Genomic DNA, 17,591 nt, shown 5'->3' with positions numbered 1-17,591 from the left:
CTTATTTTTTGTCTGATAAACCGGCAATGTAATCCAGCGTCGTATTATAATATTTTGCAAGAATGATGAGTTTCTCGAGAGAAATGCGGCGTTTTCCCAGCTCATACATGCCATAGGCGACCTGAGAACATCCCAACAAATTGGCAACATCTTTCTGTGAAAGGTTATTACTGATTCGCAAATATTTCAATCGATCTGTATACTGCACCATAATTATTTCTCTCCCCTGACTGTTTATTCCCCTGCCTGATTCAAAAATGTTATATGGATACATGTTATGATGAACAAAAGATTAAAAATTATATATATAATTATAACTCATATATAGAGGTGAGAGTCAAACAAATTGTTTTTTATGGTGTAATAAGAATATATCATGTATTTGTTTAATTATTTTTTATATTATGTTAATTTTTAGAAGAAAAATAAGGACTACTTCCACTCATAGATGATATATTTTTTATTTTAAAATCATATTGATTTAGCATAATAGTTTTCATCTTATTTTACGTTGGCATATAGACAAATTATCTAAAACCATATGATTTCAAACCCGGTTTTAAGAAATAGTTAAACGTTTATGTCCTGCGATTCAGGAAGGGTGACCGGCACTTGCAGGCGTAAAAATTCTTCATGATTAATGAACCGCTGCAGATTCATCGTTCCCATCCAACGGCAAATGACATCTCCTGTAATCGTACAGTTTTTTTCCTGGCAAAACTGGTACAGTTTATCCATGTATTCACCAATTCTGCTGAACGTGTCAAAATATATGCAGGCGTAGAGACCCTGAGGCTGCTCCTGGATATGGCGTTTGTCCGCATATGACCGGTCAACATACAGGCATAACATATCACTTCTCGCACTATTAGAAAGAAAATCTTCACGTCGGACCGTCAGGCCAATAAAGAAGGCATATTCATAAGAATAGTTGTTTTTTTCCATGTCCTCCAAAAGATGAGAAATCCCCAGTTCTACGCTGCCGGAATCTTCTTTTAAGTAATCGCGCTCTGCTGGTTTGGTATACGCATATTCTGTATCGAAGTACGTCAGGCTGGTTGTCCCGACGGGAGGCAGATCGACGATATGGCGGATTGCATGGAGAGATCGGATGATAGCCCGCTGCTGGGCATTAAGGGCTTCGATTTGTTTGGATAGTTCATCAAGACGGCGATAGTATAATTCTTCGACATAAGAAAATGTATCTGTTTTGGATATATTTTCAACTTCTTTTAAGCTTAATCCGATATTTTTGTGAAATTGTATGGCACGGAAAGTGATGCACTGACGGATGTCATAATACCGGTAATTGCTGTTTGGATTGACATAGATTGGCTTTAAAATGCCCAGTTTATCATACAAGCGAAGCGTACTGATTGTCGTATGATTCATTTTTGCCATTTGTCCAATCGTCAGCTTGTTATTTTTCATGTTGCATCAGTCCTTCAACATAGGATATTTGTTATGTATATTATTTCATTATTAATGAAATAAATCAAGACTTTTCATACTAAAGTCACAGAGAAAAAGAGGACTGTAACAGAACGGGCCTTGTTTTCCCATTTTGCTGCAGTCCCCTGACTATGACACTGCCACGGACAGCGTCATGACTCTTCTAATGCGTTATCATTCCCGTTCCAGCCATTCACGGAATTCCGCTTCTGAGATGATATGTGTGCCCAGCTGCTGTGCTTTTACATACTTACTTCCCGGATCGGCACCGGCTATGACGAGAGTCGTCTTTTTCGTAACTGACGAAGTACACCGGCCACCGCGGTCTTCCACGGCTTTTTGCGCTTCCTGGCGGGTCATGGATTCCAGTTTTCCTGTGAGGACGACTACTTCTCCATCAAAGGAAGCATTGATGAGCTGCCGTTTTTCGCAAGTCATATCGACACCGTACTGGCGCAGTTCTTCGATAAGGGCCCGGTTTTTGTCATCGGCAAAGTAAGAAACGACACTTTCGGCAATACGCGGTCCGATTTCGTCGATGACGGTCAGCTCATCTGCCTTAGCTTCCATGATGGCATCGATGGATCCGAAACATTCGGCCAGGATCCGACCGGCTTTGGCACCGACAAAGCGGATTCCCAGGGCAAACAAGACCCGTGCCAGGCCTACGTGTTTGCTCGTTTCGATAGCTTTCAGCAGATTATCTGCCGATTTATCGGCAAATCCGTCGAGGTCCAGTAAATCTTCCTTTTTCAGGCCATAAATATCGGCTACGGTATGGATCAGATGATGATCCAGGAGCTGGCTGACGATGGCATCACCGAGGCCGTCTATATTCATGGCATTGCGGGAAACGAAATGGGCGACCCGTTCGAGGATGACGGCCGGACAGTCGGGATTGATACAGCGCGTAGCCGCTTCCCCTTCGCGGCGTACGACCGGTCCGCCACAACTCGGGCAGCGGGCCGGCATGGAAAATACCTGTTCGCTGCCATTCCGGTCAGCTGTAACAGCGCGGACCACCTCAGGGATGATTTCTCCTGCCTTCTGGATGATTACCGTATCGCCGATGCGGATATCCTTTTCGCGGATATAGTCTTCGTTGTGCAACGTGGCCCGTTTGACTATGGTCCCGGCGAGACGGACCGGTTTGAGGTCGGCAGCCGGTGTCAGGACTCCCGTCCGGCCCAGGCTGACAGAAATATTCAGCACCTTCGTACGGGCCTGTTCCGGCGGGAATTTATAGGCGATGGCCCAGCGGGGAATCTTGACCGTGTTCCCCAGACGGGCCTGCTGGGCGAAGGAATTGACTTTGACGACCATGCCGTCTGTCGCATATGGCAGCTTGTCCCGCCGGTCATCCCAGCTATGGATGAAAGTAATGACATCGGCCATCGTCTTAAACTTCCGGTATTCCTTGTTGACCTGGAAGTGAAATGCTTTCAGATCTTCCAGCAGTGCTTCCTGGCTGGGAATGTCAATGCCTACCGTTCCCCCTATGGCATAGGCGAAAAAGGCGAGTTTGCGCTGGGCCGTAATCTGCGGGTCAAGTTGCCGCAGCGATCCGGCCGCGGCATTGCGGGGATTGGCGAAAGGTTCCAGCTCGTCATCGCGGCGCTGGGCATTGAGCTGTTCAAAGGCCTGTATCGGCATATAGACTTCGCCACGGATTTCCATGTGGGGGGAAGTGCTGTCGATATGAAGGGGTATCGTACGGATAGTACGGACATTATTGGTGACATCTTCACCGACCCGCCCGTCTCCGCGGGTAACGCCACGGATGAACTGGCCATTTTCATAAATCAGATTGACTGCCAGCCCGTCGATTTTCAATTCGACCACATATTCCAGGTCTTCTCCCCCCAGATCACTGCGGACACGCTGATCAAACTCCATCAGTTCCTGGTCGTTGAAGACATCTCCCATACTGAGCATGGGTCTGTCGTGGGTATATTTTTCAAAGCCGCCGGAAATTTTCGAGCCGACGCGCTGGGTCGGCGAGTCAGGCGTCACCCAGTCCGGATGATTCTTTTCTATCGTTTCCAGTTCCCGGTACAGCATATCGTATTCATAATCGGTCATCGTCGGCTTATCGAGTGTATAGTACTGATAGCTGAGTTCATCGATCGTCTTGCGCAATTCCAGCAGGCGCGCTTTTTCTTTTTCCATTCAGACCTCCTCGGTGAGCCTGTGCGGCTACACTTTTTCTATGGGTGCAAATTTTGCCATGACCTGGCGCACACCCTTAGTGGGAAATTCTAATTTCAACTGCAGATTTTCACCACTGCCTATGACTTCCAGAACCTTGCCGGTTCCCCATATTTTATGGCGCACCGTATCGCCCTTCTGCCAAGTATGATCGACAGCGTGCTTTTTGGGCAGACTCGTCGTGACCGGCTTGGTCAGGATAGACACGCGCTGCCGTGCTGGCACATCCCCGGCGTGATTCTGGGGCATGGCCGTGCGGCGGTGGTACTCTTCAACCAGCGATTCCGGGATTTCGTCGAGGAAGCGGCTGGGAAGATAGGCGGAAATACGGCCGTACATGGTGCGCGTCGAAGCATTGGTCACATACAGCTGGCGTTCCGCCCGGGTAATGCCGACATAGGCCAGGCGCCGTTCTTCTTCTATTTGGGATTCGTCCATGAGAGTCCGGCTGTGAGGGAACAATCCTTCATCCATGCCGACCAGAAATACGACAGGGAATTCCAGGCCTTTCGCGGCGTGAAGCGTCATGAGCGTAACCTTGGAATCGCTGCTTTCAAATTCATCGACATCGCTGACCAAAGCGACATTTTCCAGGAAATCCTGCAGGCTCCCTTCCGGATTGGAATCGACATAATCTTTGGCAACGGAAAGAAATTCGCCGACATTATCCTTCCGGCTTTCCCCCTGCGGATCATGGGCAGCTTCTTTATCGAGCATATCGCCATATCCGGTCTGGCGGATGACTTCTTCCATCAGGGTCTGGACATCCCATTCATCGACGTGGCCCAGTAAATCGAAAATCATGATGGAAAACTGTTCCAGTGAGGCCTTGGCCCGTTTGGTGACGGGGATTTCTTCCGTAGACGAAAGGGCTTCAAATAAGGAAATGCCCTTCTTTTCGGCATATTCTGCCAGATGTTCCAGCGTAGTAGCGCCGAGGTTGCGCTTCGGTACATTGATGATGCGCATCAGGCTCAGGCTGTCTTCCGGATTATACAAAAGGCGCAGATAGGCGATAATATCCTTGATTTCCTTGCGGTCATAGAATTTCGTACCGCCTACCATGGTATAGGGAATCGAATAGCGCATCAGTTTTTCTTCCAGCACACGGGACTGGGAATTGGTGCGGAACAGGATGGCCATATCACCGTACGGCTCATTTTCAATGGTATGACGGTTATAGATGACACCCGCTACATAATCGGCTTCATCGTGTTCCGTCTGAGCGTGATAATGTATGATTTTATGGCCTTCCGGATTTTCCGTCCACAGATTCTTCTGCGGCCGGTCCATATTGTTGTCGATGACGGCATTGGCTGCTTTGAGGATTGTTTTGGTAGAACGGTAATTCTGCTCCAGCTTGATGGACGCAGCCTGAGGGTAGTCGCGGTTGAAATCCATGATATTGCGGATATCGGCACCACGCCAGGCGTAGATGCTCTGATCGGCATCGCCGACGACGCAGATGTTCTTCCATTTGGCCGCCAGGATGTGGGTCAGCATGTACTGGGCATGGTTCGTATCCTGATATTCATCGACGAGAATATACTGGAACCGGTCCTGATATTTTTCCCGGACCTCTTCGTTTTCCTGCAGCAGGCGCACGGCCAGGAGCAGCAAATCGTCGAAGTCGAGGGCATTATTGGCTTTCAGTTTCTTTTCATACAGGTCGTAGACATCGGCTACTTTTTGTTCATAGAAATCACCGGCCCGGCGAGCGAACGCCTGGGAATCCATGAGCGCATTCTTGGCTCCGGAGATAGTTCCCAGAACGGATCGCGGGGGAAATTGCTTATCGTCCAGATTCAGTTCTTTCAGGCAGTCCTTGACGAGTGTCTGCTGGTCCGTCGCATCGTAAATCGTGAAATTCCGGGTATACCCTTGAAATCCGTCGATTTCAAAACGCAGCAGTTTGGCACAAAAGGAATGGAACGTACTGAGCCAGATGCGTTCTGCTTCGGCACCGACAAGATTTTCTACACGTTCCCGCATTTCCCTGGCAGCTTTATTGGTAAAGGTGATGGCCAGGATGCGATATGGCGCAATGCCTAGCTCCAGTAAATGGGCAATCCGGCAGGTCAGTACCTTTGTTTTACCCGAGCCGGCACCGGCCGTGATGAGCAGCGGCCCTTCTGTATGCTGGACAGCTTCGAACTGGCGTTCGTTAAGAGTAGCAAAAATAGGATTCATTCAAACTCCTTTATGAGACGGCATACGTATAAAATGGGACTGCCGCTCGACGACAGTCCCTTGTTGGATTACAGGTATAGCAAAACTTATTTCAGAGCCGTCAGGATGGGCGGAACGATCTGTTTCTTACGGCTCATGACGCCCGGGAGATAGACTTCCTTATCGACGACGTCTTTGGCAAAGGCCTTGGTGACTACGTCATCCATGTTGCCGGCAAAGATCAGGTTGGTCGATTCGTCGATGATGCTGGTAATCATGAGGAATGCGGCATCGTAACTGTGGGCAGCGCGCATTTTTTCCAGCGCATTGAGCAATACGTCTTTCTGCTGCAGAAGATCCGATGTGTCCATGACCTGAACCTGAGAAATCGTAAAGGTCTTGCCGCTGTCAGAAAATTCTTTCATGTCGTTGGCAGCAATTTCTTCCGGTGTAAGATCCGATACATTGGCGCCGGCTTTCAGCATTTCCATGCCATATTTTTCGACATCGACGCCGGCAATAGCAGCCAGTTCAGCGGCGGTCTTCTTATCTTCTTCCGTGCAGGTAGGGCTGCGGAACAGGACCGTGTCGGAGATTACGGCCGAAAGGAGAAGGCCGGCTATATCCTTAGGAATAGCGATGCCTGCCTGTTTGTACAGACCGGTTACGATCGTCGCCGTGCAGCCTACCGGACGGAAGAGAATGAAAATCGGGCCTTCTGTCGAAAGGGTGCCGCCGATGCGGTGGTGGTCTACGACACCGACGATGTCGGCATCTTCAGAACCGTCGATGATCTGTTTCTTTTCGTTGTGGTCGACGAGGATGACCTGCTGTTTTTCTGCAGCAGCTACGCATTCGGCACATACCATGCCGACGTATTTGCCATCATCGACGACGACATATTTGCCGTCTTGCGGGATATCACAACCTTTATCCGTCGTCTGGAAGAAGCGGTCCGGATCATGTACCAGGTCTTTGACCATGCTCAGTTCTTCCCCGGTAACGGTCTTGATGAATTCTTCTGCCAGGGCGGCCCGGTCGATGACACCTACGAATGTGCCATTGTCGGCAACGGGAGCGATGGGAGACGGATGAGCTGCAAACCATTTGGCTGCGTCTTTGAGGCTGGCGCTGATTTTCAGTGCTTCAACTTCTGTATGGACAGCATCGCCCACTTTGATATAAAAATCTTTGACGATCGGCTGTGGTTCGACGTGGAAATAATCTAGCGCAAAGGCCGTTTCCTTATTCATTTCACCAGCCCGGATAGCGACGGCGTCGATGCCCTGGAGCTGTTTTAATTTCGCGAATGCAAGGGAGGAACAGATAGAATCTGTATCGGGGCTTTTATGCCCTGTAACAAAAATTGGTTTTGCCACAATAAATCACCTCATTAAATACTTGTAATTTAATTAATCCTGTTGTTTATTATACCATACGTCACGGCCCCCTGCCATAGGAGGGCACCAATATGGATAAAAAAAAGACTGCCATCAGACAGTCTTTTTTCCAGTGTTCTTGCCTGCAAATTAGCGGCGTTCGCGGATACGGGCAGCTTTGCCTGTAAGACCGCGCAGATAGTTCAGCTTTGCACGACGAACGATACCATGACGTACAACTTCGATTTTGGCCAGACGCGGGGAATGTACCAGGAAAGTACGTTCAACGCCGACACCGTAGGAAACACGACGAACCGTGAATGTTTCACGAACACCGCCGTTCTGACGGCCGATAACGACGCCTTCAAATACCTGGATACGTTCGCGGTTGCCTTCGACAACCTTTACGTGTACCTTGACGGTATCGCCAGGGCGGAAATCGGGGATGTCCTTACGAAGCTGTTCTTGTTCAAGTACGCTGATGATGTTCATGTTTATTTTCCTCCTATAAGACATTCGTGCCCGCGTCATCACCCAGCTGTGACAATCGCCTTACGGGCAGAGGACTGCCTAAATTAACAGCGATATTATACCATAGGAGAAACAGTATTGCAAGCTTTTTTTTAGATAACGGCTCCGCTTGGCATAAAGCTCTGGCTCATGTGGAAAATATACTTCTGGTATTTCTTTTCCAGCTTAGTCGGATAGACGACGGAAAAGCAGACATAGGTATTCGTATCATTCAGGAGATACAGTTCTTTATAGAAATTCCTGCCGTCTTTCGTCCAGGCGATGGCATAGTGATTGACCGTCTTATTGTCTGTCGTCAGTTTTGGAGATCCATTCATGCCGATATCCATGTTGTACAATTCATCCAGGGAAAAATTCATCTGATTCTTAACGGCATAGGTCGTGACGACGACTTTATTTTTGAGGTCCTGGAAATAGCAGCCATCTCCCCCTTCATTTTCGTCGGCTTTATTGACTTCTGTCGGAATATCCAGCGCATAATGATAGTTGCTGTTGATGTAGCGGTAATAATTCATATCGTTAGCCTGATAGACCATGATTTTGGCATAGCTGTCTTTATCGGAGCTGTCCAGCAGTCCATACGGTGTATTAGCTGCCAGGGCTGTGGAGGAAACGAGAGCCAGACCAGCCAGAAGCAGCGCGATTTTCTTTCCTTTCATCCATATCATTCCCTTCGTATACATCATTTAAAAATAGATGTGGAGCGGATCCACATCTATTTTTGCTTCTATTATATCATGAATTTGTCATATCGTCAGCCGAATACTACAGACTGTAAGAAGATTGTGACACACCCATCTGCTGTATCAGCTCAATTTCTTGATATCGCCGATAGGCTGGATCAGGCTGAAGGTCAGCGTCAGGAGATTGAGACGGTTCTGTTTGACCGCTTCGTCTTTATGCATGACCAGGACGTTGTCGAGGAAGGCATTGATGGCCCCGATGCCTTCCGCCAGGACTTCGGCAGCGCCGGCATAGTCGTATACGGCGTATTTTTGCGGCAGATTGGCCTGCATGGCTACGACGGCTCCATAAAGGGCCCGTTCTTCTTCTGTTTCAAAGAGGTCCGGATTAACCTGAGTATCGTCAGCGTCTTTGACCATGTTCCCTACACGGGTATAAGCCTGGAGCAGTTCGGTCTGGCTCATGAGGTCGGCCCGGATGAGCGCATCGGCTCTCCTGGCCGCTTCCGATGCATTGAGCGTATCCGATGCCAGTACGCAGTCGATGATATGATAATCCATCCCTTTATCCTGGAAGATATTTTTCAGACGCAGGGTGAAGTATTCATTGAGCTGGCTCATGACTTCGGCCTGCTTATCTTCTTCCACGTGAAGAAGATTGAGAATGAAAGCAAAGACTTCGTCACAGTTGAGGTTCCAACCGGCATCCATGAGGATATTCAGGATACCGATAGTCTGGCGGCGCAGGGCAAAGGGATCCTGCGACCCTGTCGGAATGAGGCCCAAACTGAACGAGCCGGTAATGGTATCGAATTTATCGGCAATGCCGAGGACTTTACCCATCGTAGTCTGAGGCAGTTCGTCGCCGGCAAAACGCGGCAGATACTGTTCGTTGATGGCATCGGCAATTTCCTGCTTTTCGCCGTCAATCATGGCATATTCTCGTCCCATGACGCCCTGAAGTTCCGTAAATTCAGCTACCATCTGGGTCAGGAGGTCAGTCTTGGCCAAGTCGGACAGGCGGGTAAGGTCGCCATCATCGAGGCCCAGATCCAGTTTGTGATTGAGGAATGTCGTAATCTGTTCCAGACGCTGTGCCTTATCTTTGAGTGTACCCAGGCCGTCCTGGAATACGATGCGCTGCAGGTCATCGACGCGGTCGATAAGTTTCTTTTTCTTATCTTCTTCAAAGAAGAACTTGGCATCATCCAGGCGGGCGCGCAGTACCCGTTCATTGCCGTGCTGGACCGTTTCCAGATGATAGTCATCGCCATTGCGGACGGTGAGGAACAGGTTCATGAGCTTGCCGTCTTTATCGCGCATGGGGAAATACCGCTGATGGTCTTTCATCGGCGTAATGATGGCCGCTTCCGGGAGCTGGAGGAATTCCGTATCGAATTCGCCGCACAGGGCCGTAGGATATTCGACGAGGAATACGACTTCTTCCAGGAGGTCTTCATCCATGATGATCGTACCGCCCTTTTCGTCCGCCAGTTTCTGCATGCCCTGGAGAATCATCTGTTTGCGTTCTTCCGGATCGACGATGAGGAAATGTTCTCTCGTTACGGCTTCATAGTCTTTCATAGACGGGATTTCAAAATCGCCCGTACCGAGGAAACGGTGGCCGCGGCTGATGCGCCCGGATTTTACTTTGGCAATTTCAAAGGGAACGACATCCGTGCCAAAGAGCGCTACGAACCAGCGCAGAGGCCGTACGAAATGAACCGTCTGGTCACCCCAGATCATGCTCTTGGGGAAACTCAGGGACAGGATGATATCTTTCAGGATATCCGGCAGCAGACTGGCTGTATCCTTGCCGATTGTCGTAACGTTGGCATAGACATACCCGTCTTCTACGACCAGGTCTTCTACGGCTATCTTCTGGCCCCGGGCAAACCCCATAGCAGCTTTCGTCGGTTTGCCTTCACTGTCATAGGCAATCTTGACGGACGGCCCTTTGTTCTTGGCCGATACATCGGACTGCTTTTCTGCCACACCAGCGATCAGAAGAGCTACACGGCGCGGCGTGCCCAGCGAGCGGATGGATTCATAGGATATGTTAGCTTCATCCAGTTTTTTATGGGCCAGATCCTTAATCTGACTGAGGATACTCGGCATATAATGAGCCGGGATTTCTTCCGTACCAATTTCAAGCAGTAAATCTTTGCTCATTTATTTTTCCTCCTTCAACATAGGGAACCCCAGTTTTTTACGCTGTTCGAGATAGGCTTTGGCGCAGGCCCGGGACAAGTTGCGGACACGGCCGATAAAAGCAGCCCGTTCACTGACGCTGATAGCGCCCCGCGCATCGAGCAGGTTGAACGTATGAGAGCATTTCAGCGCATAGTCATAGGCAGGCAGGACAAAGCCGGCTTCGATGGTCCGCATGGCTTCGGCTTCATAGAGGTCAAAGAGATGGAACAGCAGCTTGGCATCGCTGACTTCAAAGGCATAGGACGACTGTTCGAATTCGTTCTGATGGAAAATATCCCCATAAGTCACGCCGTCCGTCCATTCCAGGTCGTATACGTTGTCTACACCCTGAATGTACATGGCCAGTCGTTCCATGCCATATGTGATTTCCGATGATACAGGATGAACGTCTATGCCGCCCACCTGCTGGAAATAAGTAAACTGTGTGACTTCCATGCCGTCGAGCCAGACTTCCCAGCCGAGACCCCAGGCACCCAGTGTCGGCGATTCCCAGTTGTCTTCGACAAAGCGGATATCGTGTTCTCTCGGGTTGATGCCCAGTACTTCCAGACTCTGCAGATACAGTTCCTGGATATTGTCCGGGCTCGGTTTGCAGATGACCTGGAACTGATGATGCTGATACAGCCGGTTCGGATTATCGCCATAACGGCCATCAGCCGGACGGCGGGACGGTTCGACGTATGCGACGTGCCACGGTTCCGGTCCCAGCGTACGCAGGAACGTCGCCGGATTCATTGTACCTGCCCCTTTTTCTACATCATACGGTTCCTGGATGATGCAGCCTTGGGAGGACCAAAATTTCTTCAAAGCGAAGCTCATTTCCTGAAAGTTCATGTTGCTTTTCCCTCCTGTACAAAAAAAGTCCCTGTAACATCTCTTGATGTTACAGGGACGAGTTAACACCCGCGGTTCCACCCTGATTGGTCGATTGACCCGCTCACTTTATGCAGCCATACACACCGTAACGGCTTCCGGCTGCCGCCTTCAGAATGCCTTCTGCACTCCTTCTGGCAGGCTCACACCTTCCCTGCCTCGCTGTGGCGGACTGCATACTACTTTCTTTCATCGGCTTTCATGCCACTAATCATAGCAAATCTTGTGGGAGTTGTCAATCATGAGGATAGAGACCGTTAAATCATCTTCGTCTTGCCCGACGAAGTAATCATGCTGACGATGACGAAGACAAGCGTGTTGATGCACAGGGCAAAGAATCCGGCATTGATATGGACCGAACCGAGGGCAACGGGATCCATTTTGCTCAGGATGAGGAAGAATACCAGGAATTCTCCGACAATAAGGCCACAGACGGCGCCGAGCTTGCTGGCTTTTTTCCAGAACAGGCCGAGTACGATAATCGGGAAGAACTGAGTAACGCCGGCATAGCCCGTGAGCAGCAGATTGACCAGCAGGTTGGCATGGAAAATGGAAAGGTAAAGAGCAACAGCCGTCAGGATGAGGATGAGATACCGGGCTACGTTCTTCATGTGTTCCGGTGTAACGTGTTCATCGTTATGACGGAAGCCGCGTACATAAATGTTGCGGGAAATGAGCAGCGACGTAGAAAGGAGCAGATCCGCTGCGGGAATCATGCAGGCCAGAGCGCCGGCACCGCCGAGGATTCCCAGTACCCATGTCGGGAATGTATCCTTTACGAGGAACAGGAATGCCATATCGGTCCGCGGCAGCGGATTGCTGGCGTAGACGATGACTGCCGTAAAGCCGACGAGCATTGGGAAAATCAGTGCTAGCTGGGCAAAGGGCAGATAAATGGCATTATGACGCGGTACGTCCGGGTCTTTGGCACTGAACGTATTGGTTGAAAAATGGGGCCACATATAAAAACCCAGGGCAGTCAGTGCGATGGTAGACATCCCCCAGGTCACATCGAGGTTCTTCGTGCCGCCAGGGAAAGTCAGGAAATCGGGTTTAATCGATTCTACGGCTGTAAACATTTCAGAGAAACCGCCGCAGTAATGATACGGAAGATAAATACCAAAAATCAGCATAGCAGCGATCATGCTGACGTCCTTAAATACTGCCGTAGAAGCAACACCTTTCAGGCCGCTCAGGAAGACGAATGCCGCAACCATGACGAAGGCGATGAGCATGGCCTGGACGCGGCCGATGGCTCCGAGAGAAGCGACTTCCACGATAAGACCCAGAGCAGTAAGCTGCAGCTGCAGATACGGCAGGAGGAAAGCGACGCCGACACAGGAAATGAAAATCCCAAGGGGACGGCTGCTGTAGAGATATTCTACCATGTCTGCCTGGGTAACTAATTTATGACGATGGCCGAGCGCACAGACACGGGGCAATACGTGGTAACCGACGAGATATGCCAGACCGCCATAAGCCAGGATATAGAAGGTAGGGCCCCCACGGGCATATGCCCAGCCACTGGCACCTAAGAAAGCAAAGGCGGTGTATACTTCCCCGCACATAATGAACCAATTCAGCCAGCGCCCGAAATTACGGCCGCCGACAGCCCAGTTTTCAGCACTCATTTTTCTATCCTTCAGGCCCGGAATAGCACCGAGAATAGAGATACCGATAATAAAAGCAAATAAAATGATTAATGCACCGAAATTATCCATCCAGTTCACATCCCCTCTTGCACTTATTTGATGTCATCACGACTGACGTTCGGATCCATGTACAAATGATCCTTTGAGGCAATACCGCCAGGTTTGTGGTCCACATTCCACAAAAGCTGCAATGCGATTACGGAAATGATGATTCCTGCCAGTTCCCAGAAGGCGACAAAGGGAAGCCCCAGCACGTAAGGATGAGCCACATTGACAAAGGGAAGACAGAAGATGGACCAGATGAATGGTATGGCTGTAATCAATACTCGCATATACCTCTCTCCTTTCCAGTTGGTATTCCTTCAGGACATAGTTCGCATGAATATTCTTTTGCAAAATTAAAATATTCATTTTATTTTTTATTTCCTGAAGAATTCAGTTCGCTGAATGATTAAAGTATAGAACATTTATTAATTTTTTTTCAAGGGTATTTTGGAAAAACAATTTAAATTTTTAAAATAAATGATTATATTTTTATAAAATTGCCTATTTAATCTATATTTTTAGTATGAATTGAATTTTGTATACAATATGTATGAACCATACACAAGGATTTTCCTGCTCCCCGGGACATACCACATAAAAAAACAGAGTTTGTCCATCGGACAAACTCTGTTGCTCATCAGAAAAGCACTTTAAAAGTTAAATCGCCTCATATATGCATTTTTTGCAAAGAAATCACATGGCACTCAGGACTGTTGCTCATCGAGATAGGTCCAGCCATCTTCCTGATGGACTTTCCCTTCTTTCATGAGATGCCCCAGCGCACGCTTGAACGCCGATTTGCTCAGGCCAAATTTTGCCTTGATGACAGCCGGTGCCGTCGAATCACTGTAGGGCATCTTCCCCTTACGGCTCTGCAGAAATGTTACAATCTGGGCACAGTCTTCATCCATCGCCTTTTCCTTGACCGGTCGCAGAGAAATATTGATACGGCCATCTTCCCGCAGGTAGGTAATGCGCCCTTTGATCATCTGGCCAATCAGGATAGGGCCATGGAACTCGCTGCGGTGCAGGAACGCAATCCACCGTTCCCGGGTCATGATATAGGCACCCTGGTCGTTCATATTATAGACGGCACCTTCTACCCAGTCGCCAATCCTGGCATCGGTCGCCGGCCGGGAAGCGCGGCGCATTTCGTCTTCTACTTCCATTGAAACGGCCAGACGATGGGATTTATCCTCATAGAGACGGACCCATACATATTCCCCTTCTTTCGGCCGTCCCTTCATTTCGGCAAAGGGCATGAAAATCCCCCGCTCTGTCCCGACATCGACAAAGGCGCCGAAACGGGTCGTGTTGATGATAGGGGCATAGCCAATCTGACCGATTTTGATTTTTGGCAGGCGCATGCTGGCAGTCAGCCGGCCTGACGGGTCATGATACAGGAATACGGTCACCGTATCCCCGACAGCAACAGGATGAGTCTGCTGATTTTTGTGCAGCAGGATATCATCATTCGTATTGCCCGTACCGCCATCGAGGAAGGCGCCCATCTCGCCGAGACGGAGCACTTTCAGGGCAGCGATACTGTTTTCCTGCAAAAGTTGATTCATCTTATTCTCCTTCAAAGGGAATCCGCGGTGCATCGCACCAGAGATTTTCCAGTTCATAATAGCTGCGGTCCTGATCGACAAAAACGTGGGTCACCACATCGCCGGCATCGATGAGGATCCAGCGGCCGGAACGGTAGCCTTCGACATGACGGACCGTGTATCCGTTCTTTTCCAGTTCTTCTTCCACGTTGTCGGCAATACTCTGGGCCTGACGGGTATTGCGGGCGCTACAGATGACAAAATAATCGGCCATGATCGATGCCGTCATCATATCGAGGATGATGATATCCCAGCCTTTTTTGTCATATGCAGCCTGGGCTGCGATTTCATAACAAGTCTTTTCCTTTGTGTCGTGTGTCTGTTCTTTCATTACTAATGGCATTTCTTTCTATCTTCTCCTTTTTTATCCCATCCACGCCGTACTATTCATTGGCTATGGCATGGCTGCTCGTCCCGATAATCTTTTGTACTTCTACGGGATCAAAATTCCATAACGTATCCGATGTAGCCGTTTTCGTTTCTCCACTCTTGGCAATTTCGCCGGGCAGCATGTAAAAGTGAATGTCCGACACGGGCACATTGCGGAATGTCCAGACAAGTCGTGCCATGTCTTTGGCCGATATGTTGGAATCTACGTCGTGCCAGACGCGGTATGCGTTTACCGCATTCGTTATGCCAAAATGGGTTTCCCGGTCTTCATAAAATGCCTTGAGGAATCGTTCCTGCCGCAGTGCCTGGAAAAGCGGGCCTTCCTTGTCACTATAACTCATATAGCCGGCAGATTCCCGCCCCGTAAGCAGCTGGTATCCCTGGCCGAGATTAAAATCAACCGCCCCATCGCTGGTTTCCCCGTACATCGGTTTTTCTACATACAGTGGCAGGCCGTCATTGATATCGATCATCCGGGCAAACGATTCAGGCGTAAAAGAAATATAATACGGAATGCGGATGTGGAAGATATCTTCTACGACAGCCCGGGTAAGGCTCATCCCGCCTTCGGTGTAAATATCCTGCAGTGCCTGTACTCCTTTTCCCTTCCGTCCTTCAATCTTGGTGTTATTGGGCAGCATGATGAAATCAACGGTCTTCTTTTCTTTATTGACGGCTGCCAGTCCGACGAAATTCGTCCTAGGCGCCGCTTCTTCATCGACACCGATAACCAGCACATAGAGAGGTATATCCGGACTCTGTTGGGCAAATTCTTCGTTTGCCGGTGACGGACGGAAATGAAACCAGGCCAGTACACCGGCAATGATAGCCAGCCCGATGAGGATTGCCATTCCCAATCTGTGCCAGAACCGGCGTTTCCGTTCATCCGGGCTGACGGTCCGGCGACGCTTGTTCCGCGTCTTCCCTTTCTTTTGCGTTTCACCCATTTTTCTGTCTCCCCTTCTTCTGCATCGCCAGAATCTGGGCATTGCGGTTGATGACCGTGCCGGCAAAAATAAGCTTGTCCTGTTCCAGCAGATGGGAAATGGTCGAATCGTATCCGGCAAGGACCGCCTGGTCCAGGTCTGCAGCGGCCAATTCGCGAAGGTGTTCTACGCCGTCGAAATCACGGTTTTCTTCGATGTAATCGGCAACAAAGATAATCTTTTCCAGTGTCCCCATAACTTCTGCCCCAGTCGTATGATGGGCCAGGGCTGCAAGAAATTCCTCGTCTGTCAGGTGATACTTCGTACGGGCAACGGTAACGGCCGCATACCCATGGAGCAGGCCGCCGTTTGTCATGATGGCATCATCGAGACGGTCGCCGAAAGACTGCCGGGCCAGTTCCTGCATTTCCTCCAGAGGCAGCTGCTTGGCCGCATCGTGCAGAAGACCAGCCGTTTCAGCTTTATCGGGATCATAGTCATTGCGCAAAGCCAGCTGACGGGCTGCTTTGGCTACGCCCAGGACATGCTTATACCGGTGGGCAGATAATATGCTTTTTAAATCACTTTTTATTTCTTCTTTTAACGTTGTGCTGTACATTGATATATCCCATTCTTCCTGATATAGTCTGCAACGGCCCGGGGAATCATATAGCGGATGCTGCGGCCTTCCCGGATGCGCCGGCGCAGTTCCGTCGAAGAGAGTTCCATGGTCGGTACGGACAGCTTCAGGATGTGATGTCCCAGACTGCCGAAATGCCGGATGACGGGCATAATGGCTTCTGTACCGTCCGGACGGGTTGCGCCGATGAAATGGCACAGACGTAATATATCTTCCGGATGATTCCAGTTCGGAAGGTCCTGTATGGTGTCCGTACCGGAAATGAAATACAATTCATGACTGGGGCCGTACAATTTCTTTAAAAAACGCAGTGTATCCAACGTATACGACGGTCCTCCCCGGCGTATTTCCATGTCGCTGACCGTAAAATAAGGATTATCGGCCGTCGCCAGGCGCGTCATTTCCAGCCGCTGTTGTGCCGTAGCGCCGTGTACTTCTTTATGAGGGGTAATGTATGAAGGAATAAAGAGGACGCGGTCCAGCGAATACGCTTCCCGTGCTTCTTCGGCTATCATCAGGTGTCCCAGGTGGATCGGATTGAAAGTTCCGCCCATAACACCCAATCTAGTGATTTCCATAATAGATATACATACCTCCCCAGATAATAGCCACTACTATTATATATAATAGCAAAAAAATGGCGTAATGTTTATACTCATATTGCGTCTTCGGCGAGGACGCATACTGACGCAGCGTCCGCACGTATCCGCGCAGGCATCGCATCATTGGCGGATCTGTCCCTTACCGTGGATCAGATATTTATAGCTGACCAGCGCTTCCAGTCCCATCGGTCCCCGGGCATGGAGTTTCTGCGTGCTG

General features: G+C 49.5%; 16 protein-coding genes. All 16 read right to left on the bottom strand.

Annotated elements, in window-relative coordinates:
• Position 1: 1 nt before the first annotated feature.
• Positions 2-211: a helix-turn-helix domain-containing protein gene (locus tag B2U90_RS03650; protein ID WP_206085051.1), complete on the bottom strand. Its 210-nt coding sequence runs from the start codon at positions 209-211 to the stop codon at positions 2-4.
• A gap of 359 nt (positions 212-570) precedes the next feature.
• Positions 571-1,431, bottom strand: coding sequence for a MerR family transcriptional regulator (locus tag B2U90_RS03645; RefSeq protein ID WP_075582363.1), 861 nt, complete (start codon positions 1,429-1,431; stop codon positions 571-573).
• 195 nt (positions 1,432-1,626) lie between these two features.
• Positions 1,627-3,621 (bottom strand): NAD-dependent DNA ligase LigA, encoded by a 1,995-nt coding sequence (gene ligA / locus B2U90_RS03640; protein ID WP_292017120.1) that lies wholly within the window; start codon positions 3,619-3,621, stop codon positions 1,627-1,629.
• A 27-nt stretch (positions 3,622-3,648) separates the two neighbouring features.
• The gene (gene pcrA, locus B2U90_RS03635; RefSeq protein ID WP_113855868.1) at positions 3,649-5,850 is read right to left on the bottom strand and encodes a DNA helicase PcrA; all 2,202 of its coding nucleotides are present in this window, start codon (positions 5,848-5,850) and stop codon (positions 3,649-3,651) included.
• Positions 5,851-5,936: 86 nt separating this feature from the next.
• Entirely contained in the window at positions 5,937-7,208 is a 1,272-nt protein-coding gene (locus tag B2U90_RS03630; protein WP_059075839.1) for a manganese-dependent inorganic pyrophosphatase, read from the bottom strand.
• A 150-nt stretch (positions 7,209-7,358) separates the two neighbouring features.
• A complete protein-coding gene (rplS, locus tag B2U90_RS03625; protein ID WP_059075838.1) occupies positions 7,359-7,700 on the bottom strand; it encodes a 50S ribosomal protein L19 in 342 nt (113 codons plus the stop codon).
• A 131-nt stretch (positions 7,701-7,831) separates the two neighbouring features.
• Positions 7,832-8,398, bottom strand: coding sequence for a hypothetical protein (locus B2U90_RS03620; RefSeq protein WP_059075837.1), 567 nt, complete (start codon positions 8,396-8,398; stop codon positions 7,832-7,834).
• Positions 8,399-8,545: 147 nt separating this feature from the next.
• Positions 8,546-10,594, bottom strand: a complete 2,049-nt coding sequence (gene glyS, locus B2U90_RS03615) for a glycine--tRNA ligase subunit beta (RefSeq protein ID WP_292017119.1) — start codon at positions 10,592-10,594, stop codon at positions 8,546-8,548.
• Positions 10,595-11,470: a glycine--tRNA ligase subunit alpha gene (gene glyQ / locus B2U90_RS03610; protein WP_059075835.1), complete on the bottom strand. Its 876-nt coding sequence runs from the start codon at positions 11,468-11,470 to the stop codon at positions 10,595-10,597.
• 296 nt (positions 11,471-11,766) lie between these two features.
• Positions 11,767-13,230, bottom strand: coding sequence for a sodium:solute symporter family protein (locus tag B2U90_RS03605; protein WP_113855865.1), 1,464 nt, complete (start codon positions 13,228-13,230; stop codon positions 11,767-11,769).
• A gap of 23 nt (positions 13,231-13,253) precedes the next feature.
• A complete protein-coding gene (locus B2U90_RS03600; RefSeq protein WP_059075833.1) occupies positions 13,254-13,493 on the bottom strand; it encodes a DUF3311 domain-containing protein in 240 nt (79 codons plus the stop codon).
• A 417-nt stretch (positions 13,494-13,910) separates the two neighbouring features.
• Positions 13,911-14,777 (bottom strand): CvfB family protein, encoded by an 867-nt coding sequence (locus B2U90_RS03595; protein ID WP_075582368.1) that lies wholly within the window; start codon positions 14,775-14,777, stop codon positions 13,911-13,913.
• A 1-nt stretch (position 14,778) separates the two neighbouring features.
• Positions 14,779-15,159 (bottom strand): ribosome silencing factor, encoded by a 381-nt coding sequence (gene rsfS / locus B2U90_RS03590; protein ID WP_059075831.1) that lies wholly within the window; start codon positions 15,157-15,159, stop codon positions 14,779-14,781.
• Positions 15,160-15,199: 40 nt separating this feature from the next.
• Complete coding sequence (locus B2U90_RS03585; RefSeq protein WP_083501444.1) at positions 15,200-16,153, bottom strand: LCP family protein; 954 nt, start codon at positions 16,151-16,153, stop codon at positions 15,200-15,202.
• A complete protein-coding gene (yqeK, locus tag B2U90_RS03580) occupies positions 16,146-16,751 on the bottom strand; it encodes a bis(5'-nucleosyl)-tetraphosphatase (symmetrical) YqeK (protein WP_059075830.1) in 606 nt (201 codons plus the stop codon). Before yqeK ends, B2U90_RS03585 begins: the two co-directional genes overlap by 8 nt.
• Positions 16,733-17,350: a nicotinate-nucleotide adenylyltransferase gene (gene nadD / locus B2U90_RS03575; RefSeq protein ID WP_292017117.1), complete on the bottom strand. Its 618-nt coding sequence runs from the start codon at positions 17,348-17,350 to the stop codon at positions 16,733-16,735. The genes yqeK and nadD overlap by 19 nt, the downstream gene beginning before the upstream one ends.
• Positions 17,351-17,591: the final 241 nt, after the last annotated feature.

Origin of the sequence: Megasphaera sp. UBA4233, assembly GCF_002395615.1 — a bacterium.
GTDB lineage: Bacteria > Bacillota > Negativicutes > Veillonellales > Megasphaeraceae > Megasphaera > Megasphaera hexanoica.
This window is presented reverse-complemented; position numbering and strand designations above follow the sequence as displayed.